Genomic DNA, 23,916 nt, shown 5'->3' with positions numbered 1-23,916 from the left:
GGCATGAGGCAAAGTCTCCTTTCATTTTAGGTTCTGGATAAACCTAGGGGGTACTTTGCCTTATTTTTTGCCTAAAAATGTTTACACATACTTTTATACATCATCATATATTCCGAGTTGTGATCGATATATTTGAAAAATCGCTGATATATCCAGCTGGAAACCCACCTGGGTATCTCGGCTAACCCCACCCCGAGCCCAGCTCACACAATAAAAAAGCGCCCTGCACAGCAGGGCGCTTTCTTTATATATTATCCAGTTCCAGCGGCTAGAATGTTCGGTGGCTTCACTTCTTCCTATGAGGCAAAAAGCGCCTCTACGTCAGAAGCTCCATCCCCCTCACATTCTGGACGAGCCGCCTCCACTTTAAATATTGTCCAGCTTTGCCTCCTAGACCCTCATGTCTAAGAACCTTCCGCACCAGAAGATAAAAAGCATCTTCTGTGCGAAAGAACCTTAGCCAACGGGTCTGAACAGTCGGCTCCGCATTTCTATTTAACCAATAGAACCTTCCATCTCAAACTTGATTAGGCGGTTCATTTCAACTGCGTATTCCATTGGAAGTTCGCGAGTGAATGGCTCGATGAAGCCCATTACGATCATTTCTGTAGCTTCTTGCTCAGAAATACCGCGGCTCATTAGGTAGAATAATTGTTCTTCTGATACTTTCGATACTTTCGCTTCGTGCTCAAGTGAAACGTAATCGTTTTTGATTTCGTTGTAAGGAATTGTATCAGATGTAGATTGATTATCCATGATTAACGTGTCACATTCGATGTTAGAGCGAGAGTTTTTCGCTTTTGGTCCGAAGTGTACGATACCACGGTAAGTTACTTTACCACCATGCTTCGCAATCGATTTAGAAACGATTGTTGAAGACGTGTTTGGTGCTAAGTGAATCATTTTTGCACCAGCATCTTGGTGTTGGCCTTTACCAGCAATCGCGATAGATAATGTTAAACCACGAGCGCCTTCGCCTTTTAAGATAACTGCTGGGTATTTCATCGTTAATTTAGATCCGATGTTACCGTCAATCCATTCCATCGTTGCGTTTTCTTCACAAACCGCACGTTTTGTAACTAGGTTGTATACGTTGTTCGCCCAGTTTTGGATTGTTGTATAACGGCAATATGCATCTTTCTTAATGATGATTTCTACTACCGCACTGTGAAGTGAGTTAGTCGTGTAAACAGGTGCTGTACAACCTTCTACGTAGTGTACGTGTGCGCCTTCGTCTACGATGATAAGCGTACGCTCGAATTGTCCCATATTTTCAGAGTTAATACGGAAATACGCTTGAAGTGGTGTATCAACTTTCACACCTTTTGGAACGTAGATGAATGATCCACCAGACCAAACTGCAGAGTTTAATGCTGCGAATTTGTTGTCTGTTGGCGGGATTACTTTTCCGAAATGCTCACGGAAAATATCTTCGTTCTCTTTTAATGCGCTATCTGTATCTTTGAAGACGATTCCTAGAGCTTCTAGGTCTTCTTTCATGTTGTGGTATACAACTTCAGATTCGTACTGTGCAGATACACCAGCTAAATATTTTTGCTCAGCTTCTGGAATACCTAATTTATCAAATGTAGCTTTAATTTCATCAGGTACTTCATCCCAAGACTTCTCAGATTTCTCAGATGGTTTTACGTAGTACGTAATTTCATCGAAATCTAAGTCGTTTAAGTCGCCGCCCCATTGTGGCATTGGCATTTCGTAGAACTTATCCAGTGATTTTAAACGGAAGTCTAACATCCACTGTGGTTCTTCTTTCATACGTGAAATCTCTTCAACGATCTCTTTTGTTAAACCGCGTCCAGCACGGAAAATCGAAACGTCTTTGTCTTTGAAACCATATTTATAATCGCCGATATCTGGCAGTTGCTTCGCCATGTTGGTGTGTCCCTCCTTAGATAACCTCGTTTTTAGGAACCTTTAACATTACTTATCTTCGTTTAAGCCCTTTTCTAACGCTTTCCACGCTAATGTTGCACATTTAATACGTGCAGGGAACTTGCATACGCCTTGTAATGCTTCAATATCTCCTAAATCGATGCTGTCATCGTACTCTTTTCCTAGCATCATGTCAGAGAAAATTTTCGAAAGCTGAAGTGCTTCTTCAATTTTCTTACCTTTTACTGCTTGTGTCATCATTGAAGCTGAAGACATTGAGATTGAACATCCTTCGCCTTCAAACTTCGCCTCTTGCACAATACCTTCTTCTACTTTCATCGTAAGTTGAATACGATCGCCGCAAGTTGGATTGTTCAAGTTAACGGTAACACTATCTTCTAACACGCCATGGTTACGAGGATTCTTATAATGATCCATAATAACTTGACGATATAACGTATCTAAATTATTAAATGACATTTGTGAAATACTCCTTTGTCTTGATTAGCGATTCAACAAATGTATCAATTTCTTCTTTTGTATTATATAAATAGAAGCTCGCACGTGCTGTTGAAGAAGCTTTCAGCCACTTCATAAGCGGTTGTGCACAGTGATGTCCTGCGCGAACCGCAATACCTTCTACATCTAATACTGTCGCTACATCATGAGGATGTACGTCTTCAATATTAAATGTAACAAGACCAGCGCGATGCTTTGGACCATAAATTGTAACGCCATCTACTTCTGATAGTCTTTCTAAAGCGTATTGCGCTAATTCATGCTCATGCTTTTCAATATTATGAAGACCAATTTCTTCTAGGAAATCAATTGCCGCACCAAGTCCGATTGCATTACCGATAATCGGCGTACCTGCTTCGAACTTCCACGGAAGCTCTTTCCAAGTAGATTCTTGTAGATCTACGAAATCAATCATTTCACCGCCAAATTCAATTGGCTCCATATTGTTTAGCAATTCTTTCTTACCATATAATACGCCGATACCTGTAGGGCCGCACATCTTATGAGCAGATAATGCGTAGAAATCACAGTTTAAATCTTGTACATCCACTTTCATATGAGGTGTACTTTGTGCACCGTCAACAACCATAATTGCGCCATTTTCGTGTGCGATTGCTCCGATTTCTTTTACAGGGTTAATCGTTCCAAGTACGTTAGAAACATACATGATAGAAACGATTTTTGTATTCGTTGTAATTGTTTGACGAGCATCTTCTATTGAAATTGTCCCATCTGGTTGAAGCGGAAGATATTTTAAAGTTGCACCAGTTTTCTTCGCAACTTGTTGCCACGGAATGATGTTACTATGGTGCTCCATGTAAGAAATAACGATTTCATCGCCTTCTTTTACATTTTCAAGACCATAGCTAGCCGCTACTGTATTTAATGCAGTTGTCGTTCCGCGCGTGAAAATAATCTCTTCCATTGATTTCGCATTAATAAACTTGCGAACTTTCTCGCGTGCACCTTCATACGCGTCGGTAGCCTTCGTACCGAGCGTATGAACACCGCGATGCACGTTAGAGTTATATTCTTTATAGTAACGTTCTAACGTTTCAATGACTTGAATTGGTTTTTGAGAAGTTGCTGCACTATCGAAATAAACAAGTTGTTTGCCGTTCACTTTTTGATCAAGAATTGGAAACTGTTTGCGTATTTCATGAATATTCATTAGCGAACTTTCCTTTCAATTACCTCAACAAGCTGTGCTTTTACTCCTTCAATTGGAAGCTCATTAACTACAGGTGCTAAGAATCCATGGATGACTAAACGTTCTGCTTCGCGTTTTGGAATACCACGGCTCATTAAGTAGTATAGTTGAGTTGGATCTACGCGACCTACTGAAGCTGCGTGCCCTGCCATAACATCATCTTCGTCAATTAAAAGAATTGGGTTTGCATCACCGCGTGCTTTCTCATCTAACATAAGAACGCGAGAAGATTGTTGTGCATTTGATTTAGATGCACCGTGTTCAATCTTACCAATTCCGTTAAAGATAGATGTTGCACTATCTTTTTGTACACCGTGTTTTAAAATCCAACCTTCAGAGTGTTTACCGAAGTGAACAACTTTAGTTGTAAAGTTTTGTGTTTGGTTACCACGGCCAATTGTTACTGTTTTCGTATCAGCATATGAACCGTCGCCCATTAAGTTTGTAACGTTCTCTGAAATTGTGTTTCCGTCATTCATAAGGCCTAGAGCCCAATCAACGCGGCCGTCGCGTCCAACAATACCGCGGCGGTTAACGTAAGTTGTTACGTCTTTTGCTAATAAATCAACCGCACCGAATTTCACTTGTGCGCCTTGTTCCACGATTACTTCTGCTACGATATTTGCAATACCTTTAGCATTTTCATTTGCAACGTAGTTTTCTACATAAGTTGCAGTACTGTTCGCATCAGCTACGAATAATACGTGGTTATATACGTTAGCTTCTTCGCCGTCTACTAAGAATACAGCTTGAAGTGGAGTTTCAAGAACAACGTTTTTCGGAACATATACGAATGCACCACCGTTGATTAATGCAGCATGAAGTGCAGTTAGACGATGCTCGTCTACCTTCACGCCGTCTTTCATTAAGTACTTTTGTACTAGTTCAGCATGCTCTGTTGCAGCTGTTACGATGTCTGTGAAAATAACACCTTTTTCTTTTGCTTCGTCTGCTAAAGAAACGAATGCAGTTGTACCAGTACGTTGCACTAATACGCTGTTATTTTCATCGATTAAGTTTTTCACTGCTTCTGGAAGCTCTGTTAAAGAACTTACAGGCTCTTGCTTAGCAGCGTCGCCTTTTCCGATAAAGTCCCATTTGTCAATTTTCGTTTTATCAGGAGTTGGCATTGGAAGTTCAGTTGCTTGTGCAAGAGCTTGTAAGCGGAACTCAGTCAACCAAGCTGCTTCGTTTACTTCGCTTGCGCGTTGACGGATTGTTTCTTGATCGAAAGGTAATGTACCGATTGTCATGTTTATGCTCCTCTCTTACGCTTCTTGCTCTGTTGTTTCGTCTTCAATACCTAATTCTTTTTTAATCCAGTCGTAACCTTCAGCTTCTAGACGTTGTGCAAGCTCAGGTCCACCAGATTTAACGATACGACCGTTCATCATAACGTGAACGAAGTCTGGAGTGATGTAGTTTAATAAACGTTGGTAATGCGTAATCATTAGGCAACCGAAGTCTTCGCCGCGCATTTCGTTAATACCTTTAGATACAACTTTTAATGCATCGATATCAAGACCTGAGTCAATTTCGTCTAAGATTGCGATTTTTGGCTCAATCATCATTAATTGAAGAATTTCGTTACGTTTTTTCTCACCGCCAGAGAAACCTTCGTTTAAGTAACGTTGTGCCATTTCTGGATCCATTTCTAGGAATTCCATGTTTTTATCTAATTTACGGATAAATTTCATAAGAGAAATTTCATCGCCTTCTTCACGACGTGCGTTAATTGCAGAACGTAAGAAGTCAGCGTTTGTTACTCCGCTAATTTCACTTGGATATTGCATTGCTAGGAATAGACCTGCTTGCGCGCGCTCGTCTACTTCCATTTCTAATACATCTTCACCGTCGATGATGATGCTACCTTCTGTTACTTCATATTTTGGGTGACCCATAATTGCAGAAGATAAAGTTGATTTACCTGTTCCGTTAGGTCCCATAATTGCGTGGATTTCTCCACCTTTTACTTCAAGGTTTACACCTTTTAAAATTTCTTTGCCATCAATTGATACGTGTAAGTCTTTAACCGTTAATGTAGAACCAGCCATCTCAATACCTCCATTAATCCTATATATACATTTTAAAAATTCCTAAAACGTTCATATTCTCATTTTATTCTCATTCTAATTTTATATCAAATAAAATGATATCGCAAACGATGAAAAAAAGTAACAATTTTTTCACAAATGTATATAAGTATTTCACTTGCATCCTTATATGATACACCTTTCTTCTTATTTATATAAAGAAAAAAGGACTGGTAAATTTCCAGCCCTTTCCTTATATCTATTCACTTACCGGAAGTACAGCACCTTTATATTCTTTATTAATAAAATCTTGAATTTCTTTTGAATGCAGCACTTCTACTAGCTCCTTAATTTCTTTTTTCTTCTCGTCACCTTTACGAACTGCAATAATATTTGCATACGGAGAGTCTGATCCTTCAATCGCAATCGCATCTTTTGTTGGATTTAATTTTGCATCAATTGCATAGTTTGAATTAATAAATAATGCATCACCTTCATTATTTTCATATAACTTCGGTGAAAGACCAGGCTCTACATCTGTTTTAAACTTTAAGTTTTTCGGATTTTCTACAACATCTTTTACTGTTGCTTTCACAACATCTACTCCGTCTTTTAATTTAATAACGCCGCCTTTTTGTAACAGTGCTAGCATACGGCCACGCTCCGCTACGTTATTACTCATAATCACTGTCCCGCCATCTGGTAAGTCTTTTAAGCTTTTATATTTCTTAGAATAAATGCCCATTGGCTCTAAATGAATTTTTCCTGCGTTTACAATTTTATATCCTTTTTCTTGAATTTCTTTATCTAAGTAAGGAATGTGCTGGAAGTAGTTTGCATCAATTTCCTTATCCGCTAACGCTTTATTCGGCAGCACATAATCTTGGAATTTTTTAATTTCTAATTTAATACCCTTTTTCTCTAATATTGGCTGTGCCTTTTCTAAAATAACAGCGTGCGGTACGTTAGAAGCTCCCACAACAAGCTTATTCTCCTCTTTTCCTCCGCAAGCAGCTAATGTAAATACAGACAGCGCTGTAACAACTGACAATAGAATCTTTTTCATTTGATGTCCCCTTCTCCCGTATAATTATGTAGTTATAAAAAAGGCTGGCATACACCAGCCCTTTTACAGCAATTATTCTTTTACAGGAACAACTGCCCCTTTATATTCTTTATTAATGAAATCTTCAATTTCTTTAGAATGTAATACTTCTACAAGAGCTTTAATCTCTTTCTTATCTTTATCACCTTTACGAACAGCTACTACGTTTGCGTATGGTGAATCATTACTTTCAATTGCAATTGCATCTTTTTCTGGGTTTAACTTCGCATCAATTGCATAGTTCGAGTTAATTAGAACCGCGTCGCCTTCTTTATTGTTATACACTTGTGGCAATAAACCAGGCTCAATATCTGTTTTGAATTTCAAGTTTTTCGGGTTATCCGCAATATCTTTTGGAGTTGCTTTAACTGGATCCACCCCATCTTTAATTTTTAAAATGCCTTCTTTTTGTAAAATTGCTAAACCACGTCCATGATCAGCAACTGAATTACTCATAATAATTGTCGCTCCGTCTGGAAGTTCTTTTAAGCTCTTATATTTTTGAGAATATACACCAATTGGCTCTAAATGAATTTTTCCTGCTACTTCAAAATCGTATTTTTTATCTTTAATTTCTTTTTCTAAATACGGAATGTGTTGGAAATAGTTTGCGTCTAAATCCTTATCTGCTAACGATTTATTTGGCAACACGTAATCTTGGAATTTTTTCACTTCTAATTCAATTCCTTTTTTCTCAAGTAACGGTTTTGCCTTTTCTAAAATTTCAGCGTGCGGTACGTTAGAAGCACCAACAACAAGTTTCTTTTCATCTTTATCTTTGCCGCCACAAGCAGCTAACCCAAAAATAGAAGTTGAAATAAGTGCTGTAAGTAATAACTTTTTCATTTGAAACATCCTCCCGTTTTTTATTATCGTTTATCTATTCGAGTCGTTACACGATCACCAATCCATTGAATGAAAAATACAACTAGTAATACACAAATTGTCGCAACGATTGTTACGTCGTTATTTCCTCGTTGGAATCCTTCTAAATAAGCAAGTGTTCCAAGGCCACCAGCACCAACAACTCCCGCCATTGCTGTATAGCCTACTAAAGCAATTGTCGTAACCGTAATACCAGATACTAATGCTGGTAACGATTCTGGAATTAACACCTTCAAAATAATTGTGCTTGTTTTTGCTCCCATCGCTTTTGAAGCTTCAATTACACCTTTATCAATTTCACGAAGGGCGATTTCAACCATTCTCGCGTAAAACGGTGCCGCTCCAATAATTAAAGCTGGAAGTGCTGCACTCGCTCCAAGAATTGTTCCAAGCAGAATCTTTGTGAATGGGATTAATAAAATGATTAAAATAATGAACGGTATCGAGCGGAAAATGTTTACGAACGCTCCAATCGCCGTGTTAACCGCTTTGTTTTCCCATAAATTATCTTTCGCTGTCATAAAGAGTAACAATCCTAAAATGAGTCCTAAAACAAATGTGGCAAGAGCTGCGATTGCCGTCATATATAACGTTTCACCCGTTGCTTCTAACATTTGATTCCAATCAACATTTGTGAGTAATTTATCCATGTGCAATCACCTCCAGCTCTACTTGATCTTGATGTATTCCCTCTATTGCTTGCTGAATCGCTGTTTCCTCACCATTTAAATGAACAACTAAACTACCGTAAGAGCCGTTATTCGTTTGTGCGATATTTCCTTGCAAAATGCTAACTTCTATATCACTGCGTTGCATTAATCTTTGAAGTACTGGTCTTTCTACAGCTTCACCGATAAACTGCAAACGAACTACTTTTCCATCTGGATATTTTTCAATTAAACTTTCAATCGTTTCATTTGTATCTTCAGAATCCGTTAACTGCTGTACAAATCGTTTCGTAATATCTTGCTGCGGATTACGGAACACATCAAGTACTGGACCCGTTTCTACAATCTTTCCTTTCTCCATTACCGCCACTCGATTACAAATCTTTCGAATTACGTGCATCTCGTGTGTAATAAGTACAATTGTTAAGCCGAGACGTTTATTAATATCTAATAATAGATCTAAAATTTGATCTGTCGTTTCTGGATCAAGAGCGGACGTTGCTTCATCACATAAAAGTACTTGCGGATTGTTAGCTAACGCTCTCGCAATACCAACACGTTGCTTCTGTCCTCCGCTCAGCTGAGATGGGTACGCGTCTCCTCTTCCTTCTAATCCAACAAGATGAATTAACTCATCCACGCGTTTCCTTCTCTTCGTCTTATCAACACCTGCAATTTCAAGTGGGAACTCAATATTTTCACGTACAGTTCGTGACCAAAGTAAGTTGAAGTGTTGAAAAATCATTCCGATCTCTTGTCTTGCCTTACGAAGTTCGCTTCCTGTAATCGCTGAAATGACACGATTTGCAATTGTAATTTGGCCAGAAGTTGGTTTCTCCAACTGATTGAACAATCTAATTAAAGAACTTTTTCCAGCGCCACTATATCCGATAACACCAAATATTTCACCTTTATCTATTTTTAAATTGGCATTATCTACAGCAGTGACATCACCGCTTTTTGCTTTATATATTTTCTTTACATTCTCTAATAGAATCATGGTGTATCACCCCTTTTTTTAATAAAAAGCGTAAGCGGCTCGCTTAGAACAAGAGGGCGTTGGAATCCCAGACGTAGAGGCGCTTTTTGCCTCATAGGAAGGGATGAAACGACCGACTGTTCTAGCCGCTGAAGCTAGATTTTTGATCGACTCCGCAATTTTTTATTTTTGATGCGTGTAGTCCACCGTTCTCATTACTTTTATTATTTGAATGTCCTCCACATTCAAACAATAAAAAAACCTTTCCGCTTTAGAGAAGCAGAAAGGTTTATATGCGTATATAACAACATTATCCCTCTCTCTCATCTCTCAAAGCATTTGCTTTGCAGGAATTGGCACCATTTCAACATAAGTTGACGGTTGCCGGGCTTCACAGGGCACAGTCCCTCCACCTCTCTTGATAAGAGAAATCAGATTACATTTTCGTCTGATTTGTAATTTATGAAATTGTCTATATTTTATGAATTGAATTGTATCAATATCCACACACCATGTCAACAGAAATTTTCGTAAAAAACGAAACTTCAGAATTTTAAGCGCCCACTGACATCGGTTTACATATATGAAACATCGATTCAATTAATAACATCGTTCGATACGTTCCCGAATATTGTATACGTCCATCGTTCATTAACGTTTGCAATCGTACATTGCCATTCACCAATTGTTTTACATCTTCTTCATCTACACAAACGATTTGCTCCGTTCCTCTTTCTTCTTTCAACAGTTCTATATAATCTCTTGAAATTTGTAACGAACAACTTTCATCTCCAAAGCGGAAATTAACAGTTTTTTCTCCTTGTCTTAAAAGCGGCTCTAAATGATATTGACCATTAGCGTAATTTACAAATGATTGAAGCAAAGAATATAATTCCACTCTAAATCACATCCTTCATATCACTTTCTATTACATACCATTCCCTCTCACTAAAGAGCAATCCTGTTACTTTCGCTCGACAAATACTGTAACCACCCTGCATCTCGACATATTTCCCAAGAAATATGTCGAGGCGGCAAAAACTTTGCCGCCTACTTTAATTCCGTATATAAATATTCAACCGAATGAAATGCATATATCTTCTTCATGAGTGTCCCATTTTCAAAAACAAGTAAACAAGGTACACTTTCAATTCCATACTCTTTCGCGAAATGCGGAGCATAATTTAAATCTAACATTCCAATTTTGAGATCTTCAATTGTCATCTCAACGACTGTTAACATCTTTTTTGCTAATTGGCATGTTCCACACATTGGAGTATATACATATAACACTGTTTTTTCTTCATTCTCTATTAGGGCTGTAGCTTCGGCTCCTGTCCAGTCAATCACTTCTATCATTCCTTACCGTAAATATTCTGTATAAACGTCAATGTCAGCTCCCCATAATACATTTGCTAAGTGTGAAGATGGCGCTGTTGCCACTTCCCGGTACGAGCGATCAATATAAATATGCTCTGCTTGCGGAAATTCTTTTCGAAACTGTTTCCTTAACTTTTCTCCAGCATCATCAGCATCCACTAGCACATACACTTCCTTATCAAAAAACTGATCGACGAGCTCATCCATTTTCGACAAACCAATTGTACCATTTGTACAAACAATTTCCACCGGTTCACGAATAATAGATTCAATCTTTCTTCTATCTGATGTACCTTCTACAATAATGACTTTTTCTACATAAATCATATGTCATCACCCGATCACCATATACTATACAACCTTTAACTTAGTATATAGTATATTCGTTATTTTCATGTTGTTTCCTGTTTATTTTTGCAAAAGAAAAGCGCAAGCGGCTCGTTCAGATTACAAAGCCCCATGAAACCTTATCGAAAAACATTCATTCCTATAATAGCTTATTCATTTGCGCTCGTTTTTAAATGCATTATGTAACACAAAATAAAAAAGGACAGCACAAAGGCTGTCCTTCAGTCGACTATAATTAGTCTTGGTTTGTCATTTCTGCATATTTTTCAGCAGTTAATAACTTTTCAACTTGGCTTGCATCAGAAAGTTCAACTTTAACCATCCATGCACCCTCGTATGGAGATTCGTTAACAAGTTCTGGTTGGTCACTTAATTCTTCGTTTACTGCTACAACTTTACCGCTTACAGGTGCGTATAATTCAGAAACTGTTTTAACAGATTCTACGCTTCCGAATGGCTCGTCAGCTTCGATTGTTGCACCTACTTCTGGAAGTTCAACGAATACGATATCGCCTAGCTCACTTTGTGCAAAGTGAGTAATACCGATAACAACTTCATTACCTTCAGTTTTTACCCATTCGTGTTCTTCAGAGTAACGTAAATTATTTGGAATGCTCATGACTGTACCTCCAGTGAATGTATTAATTATGTAAAAATACCTTATTGGTACTTTTTCCACACACTTTCAAACTGCTCTTCGTTAAAACCAAGTGTTACCTTCGTTCCATCTGTTACAATTGGACGTTTAATCAACATGCCATCAGATGCTAAAAGCTCGTACATTTCGTCTTCACTTGCATCTTTTAACTTATCTTTCAGACCAAGTTCACGGTAACGCATTCCACTTGTATTAAAGAATTTTTTTAATGGTAATTCACTTTTTTCATGTAAATTACGTAAATCTTCTTTTGATGGTGGATTTTCAACAATATGAATCATCTCATATGCTACATCGTTTGCCTCAAACCATTTCTTTGCTTTTTGACATGTGCCACACTTTGGATATGAATAAAATGTTACTGTCATAAATTCACCTACTTTTTTACTAACCTTTACCTTTATCATATAGAAAACGTTTTATTATTTCAAACGATTATTCGCTAAACTTTTACTTATTTCGTGATAATTTTTAATAATCCTGCAAATTTTTCTTATTTTTCCGCCATTTGTTAAGGAAAAATAAATATATAAATTTTTTTAGATTTTCCTCTCATTCTGTATCGAACATATATGTTAAACAAACGTTTGATTAACTCCCTATTTTTCTTTGTTCACTCTTTTAGCTACATCGTTTTCTTTCTACCGAACATATATGTTAAACAAACGTTTGATTAAATTCCTATTTTCCCTTGTTCACCCTTTAGCTACATCAGTTTCTTCCTACCGAACATACCTCTTAAACAAACGTTTGATTAAAAAAATAAGAAGCCTCTTTTGCAGGCTCCTTCATTATCTATTCAAATAATCTGCAATGGTTTGAAATACGACGATATACATATTATGAATGCTTTCTTCAGTATTTCCGCCATTAGATAAACCAACTGCCCATTGTTGTCCTTCACCACTTCCGATATTTGCAAACCCTTGCGTATACATCGCATTTACATCTTTTCGGGCACTGTTATACTCTATCCCTTTTGTAATAAAAATCGAATATGATTTATCTTGTAAACCGATAAAAAATACTGGTTTCTTTAGTGATGAAAATACATTTTTATATTGCTCTGTTGAGGCTTCTTGAAAGTGATCTTTCATTATTAGAAAACCATCTACTTCCTTAGATTTCTTTTCCAGTTCCTCTAACTTTATTTCCTCAAACTTTACATTCCTAAACGTATCTTTCGGTTTTTCTCCAACAACTCCAATTACGAGTGCTCTTCCGTTATATTCTAATTTCTCTCCTTCTTTATCCTTTGCACACCCAGCACTCGCTAGGCATATCAATATAAAAACTAAGAAATACGATAAACGCTTCATTTAGCACCCTCCCCTTCTTTTCAGTCAAGTGACAAAAACGTAAGGTGAATTCAAGAAAATGTAAGCAAAATCGATAGCCCAAATTGCGTTTCTATATTATAATCAATTGAATTTACTTACATTACTAAACATAGGAGATTATCATGAAGAAATTTAAACTTTCATCTTTTCTTCCGTTAAGTTATATACTTCTACTCGTACTCGTAAGTCCCCTTTACGATGTATTAAATAAATCGACTGTACACGCAGTAGATGTCACAACTGTAGTAGATGATTGGATTCCATTTGTGAAAGCATTTATTATTCCTTATTTACTTTGGTTTCCTTACTTATACGGCGCACTTATTTATTACTGCTTTGCAGATAGAAAGCAATATTATGTCACTTTAAGTAGTATCATTCTTGGAAAACTTGCTTGTTTTTCCATTTATTATTTTTGGCAGACAACTGTACCACGTCCAACCGTCGTTGGAACAGACGTATTTTCCGAACTAGTCCGCTATATTTATAGTATCGATCAACCGGTAAATTGTTTCCCGAGCATTCATGTTCTTACTACATTTGTCATTATGCTAGCTGCCTTTAAACGTAGAGAACAGCATGCTTTTGAATATTACATCCTTACCTTCTTCGGTACGCTTATTATTTTATCAACGCTATTTACGAAGCAACATGCATTTGTAGACGCCATTTCTGGAATGACTCTTGCAAGCATACTCTACTTCGGCGTTCAGCTTTTATTAGCAAAAGAAACAGTACGTGTTCCAGTAAAACAAAATCAAAAAATGTAAAAAGCAGACTGTGGCTTCTCAGTCTGCTTTTCTCTATATAAAAGGAGATTTTCAAGTTAAGATTGCGGTACAGTCATATCACCAGAGTGAATACGACCTGCTTTTTTAAGAGCAATGTAAAGTATATAAGAAACAGCTACTGGAATGACGATATAAGTGATTACCATCGCTGGGACAACTTCCCATCCTTCGCTGGAAATTAAATTAATTGGTGCGATAAGAGAACTTAATCCAAGACCTGCAATTTCTTTTCCTGCTTCCAGTTGGAAAATTAATGCAGATACTGGACCAACTATCGCACTGGCGACGACAGTTGGGACGAGAATCATTGGATTTTTAGTGATATTTGGCAACTGTACTTTCGGAGTACAAAGAGCTTGAGCTAATATGCCACCTAAATTATTTTCTTTCGCAGAGATGACAGAGAATCCGATAAACTGAGCAACGCAGCCTGCAAGAGCAGCACCACCTGCAACACCGTCTAAGCTAAGTGCGATCGCTAACGCAGCTGATGAAGCTGGAGAGATAAGTAATAATCCCCAAACGACTGCAATGACGATAGAAGCGATGAACGGGCTACCAGCTGAACTATCTTTAATGAATGCTCCAACTGCATTTAAAACAGGAGTAATATTATGAGATAACCAAATGCCGACTAAACCAGAACCTAATATTGCCGCAAATGGAACGAGCATCATATCTAACGCAGTTTTTCCACTTAAACGTTTACCAATATATACAGCTAAAGTCGCTGTTAATAATGCACCGATTGGCTCACCTGTTTTAATAATTAGACCTGCTTCAGTAATTGAAATGGATCCGGCACCAATTGCTCCAGCTACCATAGCTGAGAAGATTACAAGACCGTTCGCACCGAGCATAAAAGCAATTCCGGCACCAATGGCTGGTGCCATAAGTGATTTTGCAACAACTCCGATTGTAATAAGCAACGGAATATCAACAATTCTTCCTATATTTTCGATTAGTAAACCAATTCCAAGGGATACGAAAATACCTTGTGCGATTCCAGCTGATGCTTTAAATACACGAGACATTATATATTCCTTCATTTGTTTCACCTTCTCCTATAAGTTAGTAGCCAATTGTTTTCATATAATCACGTAAAATGTCGTTTGATTTTGCGAATCGAGATTCTTCATCCTCTGTTAAATTTAGTTCTACAATTTCTCTTATACCATCTCTAGTAATAATAGCTGGCACTCCTGTACAAATATCATATTCACCATACTCACCATCTAAAATAGCTGATACAGCAATTACACGATGATCATCGTTAAAGATTGAGTTTGCAATATATGCTAGAGAGTTTCCGATTCCGTAATAAGTAGTACCTTTTCGTTTATAAATTTCCCATCCGGCTTTTGCAGTCTTCTCAACGATTTCATCTAAATCTATTTCACCAAATCGTTCTTTTTGTTCTTCTAATATTTGCAGAATTGGTTTTCCACCAACAGTTACGTGTGACCAAGCAACCATCTGAGAATCACCATGTTCTCCTAATGAATACCCGTGAATACTACGAGGATCTACATGTAACATTTCAGATAAAATTGTTCGTAAGCGAGAAGAATCTAGTGATGTACCAGTACCGATCACACGATTTCTAGGTAATCCAGATAATTTCCACACTTGATATGTAATAATATCAACTGGGTTTGATGCAAGTAAGAAAATACCATCAAATCCACTTTCCATTACGCCGCCAACAACACTTTCCATAATCTTTGCGCTTGCTCCTAAAGTATCTAAGCGACTTTGCCCTGGTTTTGGTGCTGGTCCTGCTGTAATAATAACAATGTCCATATCTTTGCAGTCTTCATAACTTCCTGCATATACTTTTGTTCTTGTATTTGTAAAGTTAATGCAGTGTGATAAATCCATTGCTTCCCCAACTGCACGTTCATGATTTATATCAATTAATAATAGCTCTTCGCAAATGCCTTGATTGACAATGGAATATGCACAACTTGATCCAACTAATCCAGTACCGATAATTGCAATTTTTCTTGTATGTCTTTTCATAGCAATCTCTCCTAATTGATCATATAATCTATTTCTTTTGTTCCTTACACTCCTAATTATAGAGGTTCCCACGATAGAAACCATGGATACTTTGTGAAATATTGAGCAAAGTTTTTGTCCTTTTTGTGAATTGTTATATTCCATTTTCGTCATATTTGTTACAACTGGAAAAATATTTATTATGTATTTATTGACATATACAAAAAGAAAACGAGCGAATAGATTCGCTCGTTTTCTTTTTTCTGTTATTCCGCACTTAATTGGCTTTTTAATTGTTGTACAATCATTGGATTTGCAGGTGCTGCCGGTTTGTAATAACTTTTTTGCTTTGCGTATTCATACATATTACGTTGGCGCATTTCATCTTGATTACGAATTTGGATTAACGTTTGGTGTAACTGTTCATTATCAGACTGAGCAATATAATTTGCATAACTTGTTAAACTTGCATTTAACCCTGCTAAATAATCATTTACCATATCTTTTTCATTCATTTTCCGCTTCCTCCTATCCTAGGAAAGTCATTAATTGTTGCTTCGTATTTCGTGCATCTTGCGCATCCTTTTGTAACATTTGTTTCAATTGTGGATCTGTACACGTTTGTGCATACTGCTCTAACTTGTTAATAATTGTTGCGTGTCCACCAATTAAATGACGTAAGTTTTCTACTTCAAGCTCTGTTAAGTTTTGCATAGAATACTCCTACCTTTCTTTGTTCGTTCACTGTTAGTATTTAGCTATTTTTTGATTGTATACATAAATTAACTTTTTCACGTGCATACAAAATAAAAGATGAATAGCTAAGCCATTCATCTTTTATACTGGTTATGTATTTATTTTTATAGAGATACAATCATACTTATACTCACAAGTAAGTTCCATACAATATGTAAAATAATACTAGGTATAATAGATTGTGTCTTTTTGTATAACATTGCAAATACCATTCCCATAATCGTTGCCGTAATTAGAAGACCTCCATGAAGAATTCCAAAAACGAAGGAAGAAATCATGATACTAACTAAAAAATTATATCTCTTTTCTAAAAATCGATATAAAATACCTCGAAATAGAATTTCTTCTTTAACCGGTGTAATGATAGCAACACTTAACACATATATAATACTTTGTATGCTATTTTGAAGCCCTAAACTCCCTAATTGTTCCTTTTGTTCTGCTGCACTTTCAAAGCTAAATACATGTAACATTAAATATTGTGATACTGCAATGATAATAAAACCAATTAATAGATATAAATATGTCTTCCCACTCTTCAAAACGGATAAATCCCAAATAGATTTAATAAAATGAAGAACCGGTTTATAAGCTAATAAAACGATAGCAACAACAGATGCATCGAATAAGAGCAAATAATATCCTTCTAATTTAGTACTTAATGCTTCTTCTCCATAAATCCCAAAGGCTAAACCAAGGAATAATCCTCCTAGGAGTGAAATCCCTATAATCATTGCTATCATTACAAATAGATTTTTATATGTTATATTCTCTATTTTTCTTTCTGCACTATACGCTTCTAACACTGTTTTACTCACAGTATCCCTCCAGTTATTCTCATTTATATCATTAAAATCATTTAATTTAAATATAAAGATAATATAACAATTTTTACAAAAAGAATAATATGCAATTTTACATATTATAAAAACTTTATATTTTATAGTTTTAGGAATAGAATTGCTATGCAATAATTATTATATGAAATTTCAAAAAACACTTCCTATTCACCATAAACCTCGCATCATATAAAACTTAATAGTTAAAGGAGCAATGAACATGAAAACCCACGACTTCCTTACAGAAATCCAGAAGGGCTCTGAGCCTAGTCCATATCAAGATCCTATTGCATTTATTTTCGTTTGCCTGTCCTTAGCTATATGCACATTTTTCAAACCTGCAAAATAATATCATTTAACAAAAAAGAGCCTCTAAACCACTAGAGGCTCTTTCTCATCTAATATCTTCTTTTCAAAACTACGATAGTTAAAGCATAAGAACAAAGCACTCCAGCTAATAAACATGCATTTGCTAATTTATACTGTTCGCCCGTTAACGAATATACATTCCCAATTAAGAAGATAACTAAATATAGAAATAAAAATACAAATAATGAAATTTTAGCAGCATTTCCTGTAATATGCTCGCCTCTTTCGTCTTCCCCCTCATTCTTCTGAAAACGTGTTGCATATAAAACACCTATTAGTCCTGCTACTGAGATTATGATCCCTATTACAATACTCATTCCGTTTCCCCCTCTATCTTATATTGAAAAACTTCATGAAACTCCTTACCTAAAATATGTGCAATTTCAAAAGCTAAAATTAAAGATGGATTGTAACGATTCGCTTCAATTGAGGCGATCGTTTGTCTGCTTACCCCAGCTTTGTTCGCTAAATCAGTTTGTGACCAGCGTTTTTCCGCTCTGAGTACAACGAGATTATTTTGTAAAATTCCACTCTGTTTCATAACCTCTCCTTTTTACATTATTTTCTATATTTCAATTGTAATTTATTTTTAACATGATGTAAATTATTTTTAACATCAATAAAATGAAACTTTAATCCATCCACCCCCACCTACCATTCTTTTCGAATCATATGCACTAAAAAACCTTAGAATCGCTTCTAAGGTTTCCGGCTATCCATATTCAAGACACTATACTGATGAGCAACGAAAAAATTAATAATATAACTACCAACCCGCCGGTTATTCTTGCTATAAATTTCTTTTGTTCGCCCGCACTTGAAACAATAAAACGGAAATATAATATACCACCTATCGCAATAAGAATACATTCCGATATGATACTAATAGCCGGAAATCGCCACAAACCAAACCCAAGCATAGGTAAGTCTCCAAAATTCCCTGGAAGTAACGGCAAATCAGCACGGTGCACAAGTAAATCTAAAATCCAATGACTAAAAACTACAGCTCCAATAACAAAGCCATTTCGCTTTCCCCACAGCCTCGTACCGACTATTCCTGCAACAAAAGCAATAAACAGTGCTCCGATTAAAGAGTGTGAATAATCCGCGTGAATGATTGCTTCACCATAACCATTACTATTAATAGGTTCAATTGTCTCTACTCCTAAAATATACAGCGGCAAAAAAATGACATCCAACAATTGTGTGCTTACCATAAGAGCCCAAAGTGGTAGTTTAGGTGATTTGGCTTTTACTACTGCCGCTAAGCCAAAATGCCCTGCAAACATTTCACATCACATCCTTTTGTCATGTGCCTCCAACAAACCGCAACTTACCGTACAAAAGCATAATCAGATGTTTTCTTTCTTCTTATTCATTTTCGCATTACATGTAATCCTTTAATAAACGTTTCCAACAATACATGTAAACTTATATCCAAATCTAACGGCAAACCAAATCCGCCCTGCTGTTCAATCGACGCAAATCCATGACAAATACTTCTGAATCCACGTGTCGCATGAAGTGCATTCTCTCCTTCTAAGCCGTACTGTTGTAAAACTTGAAGACAAAGCTTTACAATTCCGTCACCTGCTTTTCTTACTTCTTCATCTCGTAAAAAGGTTGCTTCATACAGTCCAGGGTGTTTACGTACGAATGCTACATACGCTTCTCCTAAAGCATGAATTGCTTCATCCATCCGTTTACCCTCGGCCGCTTCTTCCAGTTTGTTATACAGCTGCTTGATTCCGTAAATACCAAGATGTTTCCGTACATCTTGTAAACCTTTCACATGATTGTATAGCGAAGGTGAACGTACCCCTAATGTTTGCGCTAATGAAGCTAACGTTACTTCTTGTATTCCATTTGTATCTGCAATTTCTGCTGCTGTTTCTACAATTTTCTGTAATGTAAGTCCGATTCTCGGTGACATAAATTAACCCTCTTTTCTACTTTCTATATTTCGCTTCGCTTCCTTAATAGCAAGCTCTATGACAGCCCCTGGATCGTTTATCATTTTCCCATGCCCTGCCGCAAGCAAGGACGGCTCATATTCTCTTAACTTCTCTGCACTTTGTAATGATATTTCTTTACTCCACGTTGCCATCGCTGGAAACGGAAACCAAAATTTCATTTGTCCCGAAACAGCCGTACCTCCTCTTGTTTGAAATGCATCCCCAACAATAAGAGCTTTATTTCTTATATCAAGAAACGACATGGAGCCCGGTGTATGTCCCGGTGTCATAATCGCAAGCAGCGATCCAACTCGGTCACCATCTTCTAATAAAATATCAGGTACCGTTTTTATCTTTTTAGGTACACCGCCTTTTATTGGCGTATTTGGTTCATCCTTTTGTAACGTCGTATCTCCTTCTAACAGCTTTGCGTCCCGCTTAGAAATGTAGACTGGAACATGAGGAATTACTTCCTTTAATGCGTCTAATGCACCGATGTGATCATCATGCGCATGTGTTAATACAATCTTAGTAATTGGTTTTCCTATTTTCTCAGCCGCCTGTAAAATTCCTTTTGCGCTATATGGTAAAGCAGCATCAATTAAAGTTAAACCATCTTCTTCCTCCACAAAGTAACAATTCACAGGAAACACTCTTGGCAAAAATGACAATTGATATACCGTTTTTTCATGCATCATTCTCATATTCCCATCTCCCTCTTCACGAAAACTAATACCGTTAGTTTTATTATACTAATGGTATTAGTTTTATGCCACTAAAAATTTCATTTTTTCAGAAAAAAGAACAGTAGCCGTATAAACGACTACTGTTCTTTAAAGGTATTAAACTGTATAACGCTCATCTTCTAAAATTTTCGCAGCGATTTCACGTTTCTTTGGAATTACGTTAAGTGGTGTGTGGCGAGTTAATTTACGTAATGATGATAACATCATACGTAGCATGTCGCCGTTTTCAACTGCGATAAGTGTTTCTTTCGCATGTGCTTCGATTTCGTTAAATGCTTCTTGGCAGAATACTTCAGTGTATAACACTTTTTGTTTATTCTTTTCAAGACCAGTTGTTTTAATTGCTTTTTCTGTACGAAGAACAGCTGATTCCATTGCGTATAAGTTGCTTACGATGTCAGCGATATTCACAAGAATTTCTTGCTCTTTATCTAATGCTTTACCGTATTTTTGAGCAGCTAATCCAGCTACCATTAAGCCGATTTTCTTCGCGTTATTTACTAAATATTTTTGAAGTGCTAATGGCTCATCGCCTACTTCTTCTGGCATCATCATCATTAACTCTTCTTGTAATTTTTGTGCTTTTTGAAGAAGTGGTAATTCACCTTTCATCGCTTTACGTAAGAACGTACCTGGTACGATTAGGCGGTTAATTTCATTCGTTCCTTCGAAAATACGGTTAATACGAGAATCGCGATACATTCTTTCAATCTCGTACTCTGCCATAAATCCGTAACCACCGTGAATTTGAACACCTTCATCTACTGTATAGTCTAGTACTTCAGAACCGAATACTTTGTTTAAAGAGCACTCGATTGCATATTCAGCGATAGAAGCTGCTACTGCTTTACCGTCTTTTACTTCTTCTTCAGATAATGTGCTCATTCGGCTTTCGAATAAGCCTACTGTACGATATACAGAGCTTTCAGCTGCATATGTTTTTGCTGCCATATTCGCAAGTTTCTCTTGAATTAATGGGAAACGAGCGATTGGTTGCTTGAACTGTTGACGTTGGTTTGCATATTGTGCTGAAATTTCTACTGCACGTTTCGCAGACCCAACTGTACCAACACCTAATTTATAACGACCAATATTTAAAATGTTGAATGCGATAATATGACCTTTACCGATTTCACCAAGTAAGTTTTCTTTCGGTACTAACGCATCTTCTAAAATTAACGTACGAGTTGAAGAACATTTAATACCCATTTTCTTTTCTTCTGGGCTTGTAGATACACCAGCGTAGTCTTTCTCTACGATAAATGCTGAGAAGTGCTCTCCATCAATTTTTGCGTATACGATAAATACGTCAGCGAATGCAGAGTTTGTAATCCACTGTTTTTCACCATTTAATACGTAATGTGTACCTTCTGCATTTAAACGTGCCGTTGTTTTTGCACCTAATGCGTCAGATCCTGAACCTGGCTCTGTTAATGCGTATGCAGCTAATTTTTCACCAGTTGCAAGTAATGGTAAATACTTTTTCTTTTGCTCTTCGTTACCGAATAACACGATTGGTAAAGATCCGATACCTACGTGAGCACCGTGAGTAATTGCAAAACCACCAGCGCGAGAGAATTTCTCTGCGATTAACGCTGAGCTTACTTTATCAAGACCAATTCCGCCGTACTCTTCTGGTACGTCAGCGCCTAATAAACCAAGTTCCCCAGCTTCTTTTAAAAGACGAACAGAACGATCAAACTCATGTTGCTCTAAATATTCAAGCTCTGGAAGAACTTCATTTACGATAAAGTCCTCTGTTGTTTTTGCAATCATTTTATGCTCAGATGAAAAATCTTCTGGCGTAAACACTTGATCAATTGTAATCTCATCTACTAAAAAGCTACCGCCTTTAACCGCATTTCCTACTGTTTTTTCCATGAAAATTTCCTCCTTCATATTTTCATAAGCCGCTTCTTTCATTTCGAAAGAAGCTAGCTCTCCCGTTTATTTTTTATAAACCTTTGTTGCTTCCATTCTTTGCATTGTCGGCGTCTCGTTGTGAACGAGACGCTTCCACTTTTTTCAATCCAGTTCCAGCGGCTAGAATGTTCGGTGGCTTCGCTTCTTCCTGCGAGGCAAAGAGCGCCTCTACGTCTGAAGCTCCATCCCCCTCACATTCTGAGCAAGCCGCTTCCACTTTTTTTCATAATCCAGTTCCAGTGGCTAGAACAGTCGGTCGTTTCACCCCTTCCTGTGAGGCAAAAAGCGCCTCTTCGTCAGGGCTTCCAACGACCTCCTGTTCTGAGCAAGCCACCTGCACTTTTTTTATAGTAATTCAAACACTCCCGCTGCTCCCATTCCGCCGCCGATACACATTGTTACGATACCGAATTGTTCGTTGCGGCGTTTCATTTCGTGAATAAGAGATAGTGTTAGTTTTGCTCCTGTACAGCCAAGTGGATGTCCAAGTGCGATTGCACCGCCGTTTACGTTTACTTTTTCTTCATCTAAACCAAGTTCACGAATAACTTGGATCGATTGAGAAGCGAATGCTTCATTTAGTTCGAATAAGCCAATATCAGATAGCTCTAAGCCAGCTAATTTTAACGCTTTTGGAATGGCAGCGATTGGGCCGATTCCCATTACTTCTGGTGGTACGCCAGCTACTGCAAATGAACGGAATTTCGCAAGTGGCTTCATACCATCGCTCACTGCTTTTTCACGATCCATTAATAGTACAGATGCTGCGCCGTCACTCATTTGTGAAGAGTTACCAGCTGTTACAGAACCGCGAACGTTAAATGCTGGACGTAATTTACCTAAAATATCTAGCGTCGTCTCTGCTCTTACACCTTCGTCTTGCGCAAAAGTAATTGTTTCTTCTTGCAGTTTGTTATTTGCTCCAACAGTACGTAACGTTACATCTACAGATACTGTTTCATCAGCAAAGTTTCCTGCAGCTAATGCTTTCGCAGCACGTTGATGACTTCTTACTGCAAATGCATCTTGCTCTTCACGAGAAATTCCATATTTCACAGCAACTTGCTCTGCTGTATGTCCCATACCCATATAATATTCTGGAGCTGCTTCTACAAGGCGACTATTCGGACGAACAACGTGTCCCATCATCGGAACTAAACTCATTGATTCCGCTCCGCCTGATAATACCGCTTCCGAGTGACCAAGCATAATGCGCTCTGCTCCGTAAGCGATACTTTGTAAACCTGAAGAACAGTAACGGTTAATTGTAATAGCTGGAACATCGTAAGAAAGTCCTGCTAATCCGCCGATATTACGAGCCATATTTAAACCTTGCTCTGCTTCTGGCATCGCACAACCGAAAATTAAATCATCGATTGGTCCTTCATAATTCGCACGCTTTAACGTTTCCTTTACTACTAACGCCCCTAGATCGTCAGGACGAACTGTTTTTAATGAACCCCTCTTTGCTTTTCCAATTGGTGTTCTTGCTCCCGCAACAATGACAGCTTCTCTCAT

Annotated in this window: 29 protein-coding genes and 1 riboswitch; of the genes, 1 reads left to right on the top strand and 28 read right to left on the bottom strand. The window is 37.3% G+C overall.

The features are described from left to right. Window positions 1-495 precede the first annotated feature (495 nt). The 15 genes from sufB to MR070_RS25750 all read right to left on the bottom strand — a co-directional run bounded on the left by sufB (window position 496) and on the right by MR070_RS25750 (window position 12,997). The gene (gene sufB / locus MR070_RS25820; RefSeq protein WP_001118823.1) at window positions 496-1,893 is read right to left on the bottom strand and encodes a Fe-S cluster assembly protein SufB; all 1,398 of its coding nucleotides are present in this window, start codon (window positions 1,891-1,893) and stop codon (window positions 496-498) included. Between the two features lie 48 nt (window positions 1,894-1,941). Further along, complete coding sequence (gene sufU, locus MR070_RS25815; protein ID WP_000009523.1) at window positions 1,942-2,373, bottom strand: Fe-S cluster assembly sulfur transfer protein SufU; 432 nt, start codon at window positions 2,371-2,373, stop codon at window positions 1,942-1,944. Further along, on the bottom strand, window positions 2,363-3,583 hold the full coding sequence (gene sufS, locus MR070_RS25810; RefSeq protein ID WP_242262238.1) for a cysteine desulfurase SufS: 1,221 nt from the start codon (window positions 3,581-3,583) through the stop codon (window positions 2,363-2,365). Before sufS ends, sufU begins: the two co-directional genes overlap by 11 nt. Further along, window positions 3,583-4,875: a Fe-S cluster assembly protein SufD gene (sufD, locus tag MR070_RS25805; RefSeq protein WP_000152165.1), complete on the bottom strand. Its 1,293-nt coding sequence runs from the start codon at window positions 4,873-4,875 to the stop codon at window positions 3,583-3,585. The genes sufS and sufD overlap by 1 nt, the downstream gene beginning before the upstream one ends. A 15-nt stretch (window positions 4,876-4,890) precedes the next feature. Continuing rightward, window positions 4,891-5,676 (bottom strand): Fe-S cluster assembly ATPase SufC, encoded by a 786-nt coding sequence (gene sufC / locus MR070_RS25800; protein WP_000929157.1) that lies wholly within the window; start codon window positions 5,674-5,676, stop codon window positions 4,891-4,893. 238 nt (window positions 5,677-5,914) lie between these two features. Next, a complete protein-coding gene (metQ, locus tag MR070_RS25795) occupies window positions 5,915-6,721 on the bottom strand; it encodes a methionine ABC transporter substrate-binding lipoprotein MetQ (RefSeq protein WP_000722401.1) in 807 nt (268 codons plus the stop codon). A gap of 72 nt (window positions 6,722-6,793) precedes the next feature. Further along, window positions 6,794-7,606 (bottom strand): methionine ABC transporter substrate-binding lipoprotein MetQ, encoded by an 813-nt coding sequence (gene metQ / locus MR070_RS25790; protein ID WP_044791042.1) that lies wholly within the window; start codon window positions 7,604-7,606, stop codon window positions 6,794-6,796. 23 nt (window positions 7,607-7,629) lie between these two features. Next, entirely contained in the window at window positions 7,630-8,295 is a 666-nt protein-coding gene (locus MR070_RS25785) for a methionine ABC transporter permease (protein WP_000359556.1), read from the bottom strand. After that, the gene (locus MR070_RS25780) at window positions 8,288-9,313 is read right to left on the bottom strand and encodes a methionine ABC transporter ATP-binding protein (protein WP_242262237.1); all 1,026 of its coding nucleotides are present in this window, start codon (window positions 9,311-9,313) and stop codon (window positions 8,288-8,290) included. Before MR070_RS25780 ends, MR070_RS25785 begins: the two co-directional genes overlap by 8 nt. Before the next feature lie 299 nt (window positions 9,314-9,612). After that, window positions 9,613-9,720: riboswitch (SAM riboswitch) on the bottom strand. Between the two features lie 125 nt (window positions 9,721-9,845). Next, window positions 9,846-10,190: a hypothetical protein gene (locus tag MR070_RS25775; RefSeq protein ID WP_000424933.1), complete on the bottom strand. Its 345-nt coding sequence runs from the start codon at window positions 10,188-10,190 to the stop codon at window positions 9,846-9,848. A gap of 152 nt (window positions 10,191-10,342) precedes the next feature. Beyond that, window positions 10,343-10,651, bottom strand: a complete 309-nt coding sequence (locus tag MR070_RS25770; protein ID WP_001998544.1) for a thioredoxin family protein — start codon at window positions 10,649-10,651, stop codon at window positions 10,343-10,345. A 3-nt stretch (window positions 10,652-10,654) separates the two neighbouring features. After that, the gene (locus tag MR070_RS25765; RefSeq protein WP_000640869.1) at window positions 10,655-10,999 is read right to left on the bottom strand and encodes a toprim domain-containing protein; all 345 of its coding nucleotides are present in this window, start codon (window positions 10,997-10,999) and stop codon (window positions 10,655-10,657) included. 256 nt (window positions 11,000-11,255) lie between these two features. Then, window positions 11,256-11,639, bottom strand: a complete 384-nt coding sequence (gene gcvH / locus MR070_RS25760) for a glycine cleavage system protein GcvH (RefSeq protein WP_000026900.1) — start codon at window positions 11,637-11,639, stop codon at window positions 11,256-11,258. Between the two features lie 41 nt (window positions 11,640-11,680). Then, the gene (locus MR070_RS25755) at window positions 11,681-12,046 is read right to left on the bottom strand and encodes an arsenate reductase family protein (protein WP_000218967.1); all 366 of its coding nucleotides are present in this window, start codon (window positions 12,044-12,046) and stop codon (window positions 11,681-11,683) included. Window positions 12,047-12,469: 423 nt separating this feature from the next. Continuing rightward, on the bottom strand, window positions 12,470-12,997 hold the full coding sequence (locus MR070_RS25750; protein WP_044791041.1) for a hypothetical protein: 528 nt from the start codon (window positions 12,995-12,997) through the stop codon (window positions 12,470-12,472). Between the two features lie 143 nt (window positions 12,998-13,140). On the opposite strand from MR070_RS25750, the gene MR070_RS25745 reads away from it, so the two are divergent. Further along, entirely contained in the window at window positions 13,141-13,788 is a 648-nt protein-coding gene (locus tag MR070_RS25745) for a phosphatase PAP2 family protein (RefSeq protein WP_242262236.1), read from the top strand. A 56-nt stretch (window positions 13,789-13,844) separates the two neighbouring features. On the opposite strand, the gene MR070_RS25740 is transcribed toward MR070_RS25745, so the two are convergent. The 13 genes from MR070_RS25740 to MR070_RS25680 all read right to left on the bottom strand — a co-directional run bounded on the left by MR070_RS25740 (window position 13,845) and on the right by MR070_RS25680 (window position 23,916). Further along, window positions 13,845-14,858 (bottom strand): PTS sugar transporter subunit IIC, encoded by a 1,014-nt coding sequence (locus MR070_RS25740; RefSeq protein ID WP_000666170.1) that lies wholly within the window; start codon window positions 14,856-14,858, stop codon window positions 13,845-13,847. A 22-nt stretch (window positions 14,859-14,880) separates the two neighbouring features. Then, on the bottom strand, window positions 14,881-15,831 hold the full coding sequence (locus MR070_RS25735; protein ID WP_000820657.1) for an L-lactate dehydrogenase: 951 nt from the start codon (window positions 15,829-15,831) through the stop codon (window positions 14,881-14,883). 245 nt (window positions 15,832-16,076) lie between these two features. After that, complete coding sequence (locus tag MR070_RS25730) at window positions 16,077-16,325, bottom strand: spore coat protein (protein ID WP_001002987.1); 249 nt, start codon at window positions 16,323-16,325, stop codon at window positions 16,077-16,079. Window positions 16,326-16,338: 13 nt separating this feature from the next. Further along, window positions 16,339-16,524 carry a hypothetical protein gene (locus MR070_RS25725; protein ID WP_001180555.1) on the bottom strand — a complete coding sequence of 62 codons (186 nt, stop codon included), beginning with the start codon at window positions 16,522-16,524 and terminating at the stop codon, window positions 16,339-16,341. A gap of 146 nt (window positions 16,525-16,670) precedes the next feature. Next, window positions 16,671-17,384 carry a CPBP family intramembrane glutamic endopeptidase gene (locus tag MR070_RS25720; RefSeq protein WP_242262234.1) on the bottom strand — a complete coding sequence of 238 codons (714 nt, stop codon included), beginning with the start codon at window positions 17,382-17,384 and terminating at the stop codon, window positions 16,671-16,673. Window positions 17,385-17,803: 419 nt separating this feature from the next. Then, complete coding sequence (locus tag MR070_RS25715) at window positions 17,804-18,091, bottom strand: DUF2178 domain-containing protein (RefSeq protein ID WP_242262233.1); 288 nt, start codon at window positions 18,089-18,091, stop codon at window positions 17,804-17,806. Continuing rightward, entirely contained in the window at window positions 18,088-18,315 is a 228-nt protein-coding gene (locus tag MR070_RS25710; protein ID WP_000813828.1) for a helix-turn-helix transcriptional regulator, read from the bottom strand. The genes MR070_RS25715 and MR070_RS25710 overlap by 4 nt, the downstream gene beginning before the upstream one ends. Before the next feature lie 181 nt (window positions 18,316-18,496). Further along, window positions 18,497-19,063, bottom strand: coding sequence for a permease (locus MR070_RS25705; RefSeq protein ID WP_242262232.1), 567 nt, complete (start codon window positions 19,061-19,063; stop codon window positions 18,497-18,499). 86 nt (window positions 19,064-19,149) lie between these two features. Then, a complete protein-coding gene (locus MR070_RS25700) occupies window positions 19,150-19,707 on the bottom strand; it encodes a TetR/AcrR family transcriptional regulator (protein WP_074606434.1) in 558 nt (185 codons plus the stop codon). 3 nt (window positions 19,708-19,710) lie between these two features. Continuing rightward, complete coding sequence (locus MR070_RS25695) at window positions 19,711-20,433, bottom strand: MBL fold metallo-hydrolase (RefSeq protein WP_001242585.1); 723 nt, start codon at window positions 20,431-20,433, stop codon at window positions 19,711-19,713. Between the two features lie 138 nt (window positions 20,434-20,571). Then, the gene (locus MR070_RS25690; RefSeq protein WP_000416279.1) at window positions 20,572-22,356 is read right to left on the bottom strand and encodes an acyl-CoA dehydrogenase family protein; all 1,785 of its coding nucleotides are present in this window, start codon (window positions 22,354-22,356) and stop codon (window positions 20,572-20,574) included. Between the two features lie 73 nt (window positions 22,357-22,429). Beyond that, window positions 22,430-22,615 carry a hypothetical protein gene (locus tag MR070_RS25685; RefSeq protein WP_242262231.1) on the bottom strand — a complete coding sequence of 62 codons (186 nt, stop codon included), beginning with the start codon at window positions 22,613-22,615 and terminating at the stop codon, window positions 22,430-22,432. Window positions 22,616-22,743: 128 nt separating this feature from the next. After that, entirely contained in the window at window positions 22,744-23,916 is a 1,173-nt protein-coding gene (locus tag MR070_RS25680; RefSeq protein ID WP_001206335.1) for an acetyl-CoA C-acetyltransferase, read from the bottom strand.

It is taken from the genome of Bacillus cereus group sp. BfR-BA-01453 (assembly GCF_022662915.1).
In the GTDB taxonomy this organism is placed as follows: domain Bacteria; phylum Bacillota; class Bacilli; order Bacillales; family Bacillaceae_G; genus Bacillus_A; species Bacillus_A paranthracis.
Note: the sequence above shows the minus strand (reverse complement) of the source record. Positions and strands in the feature narration are given on the sequence as shown.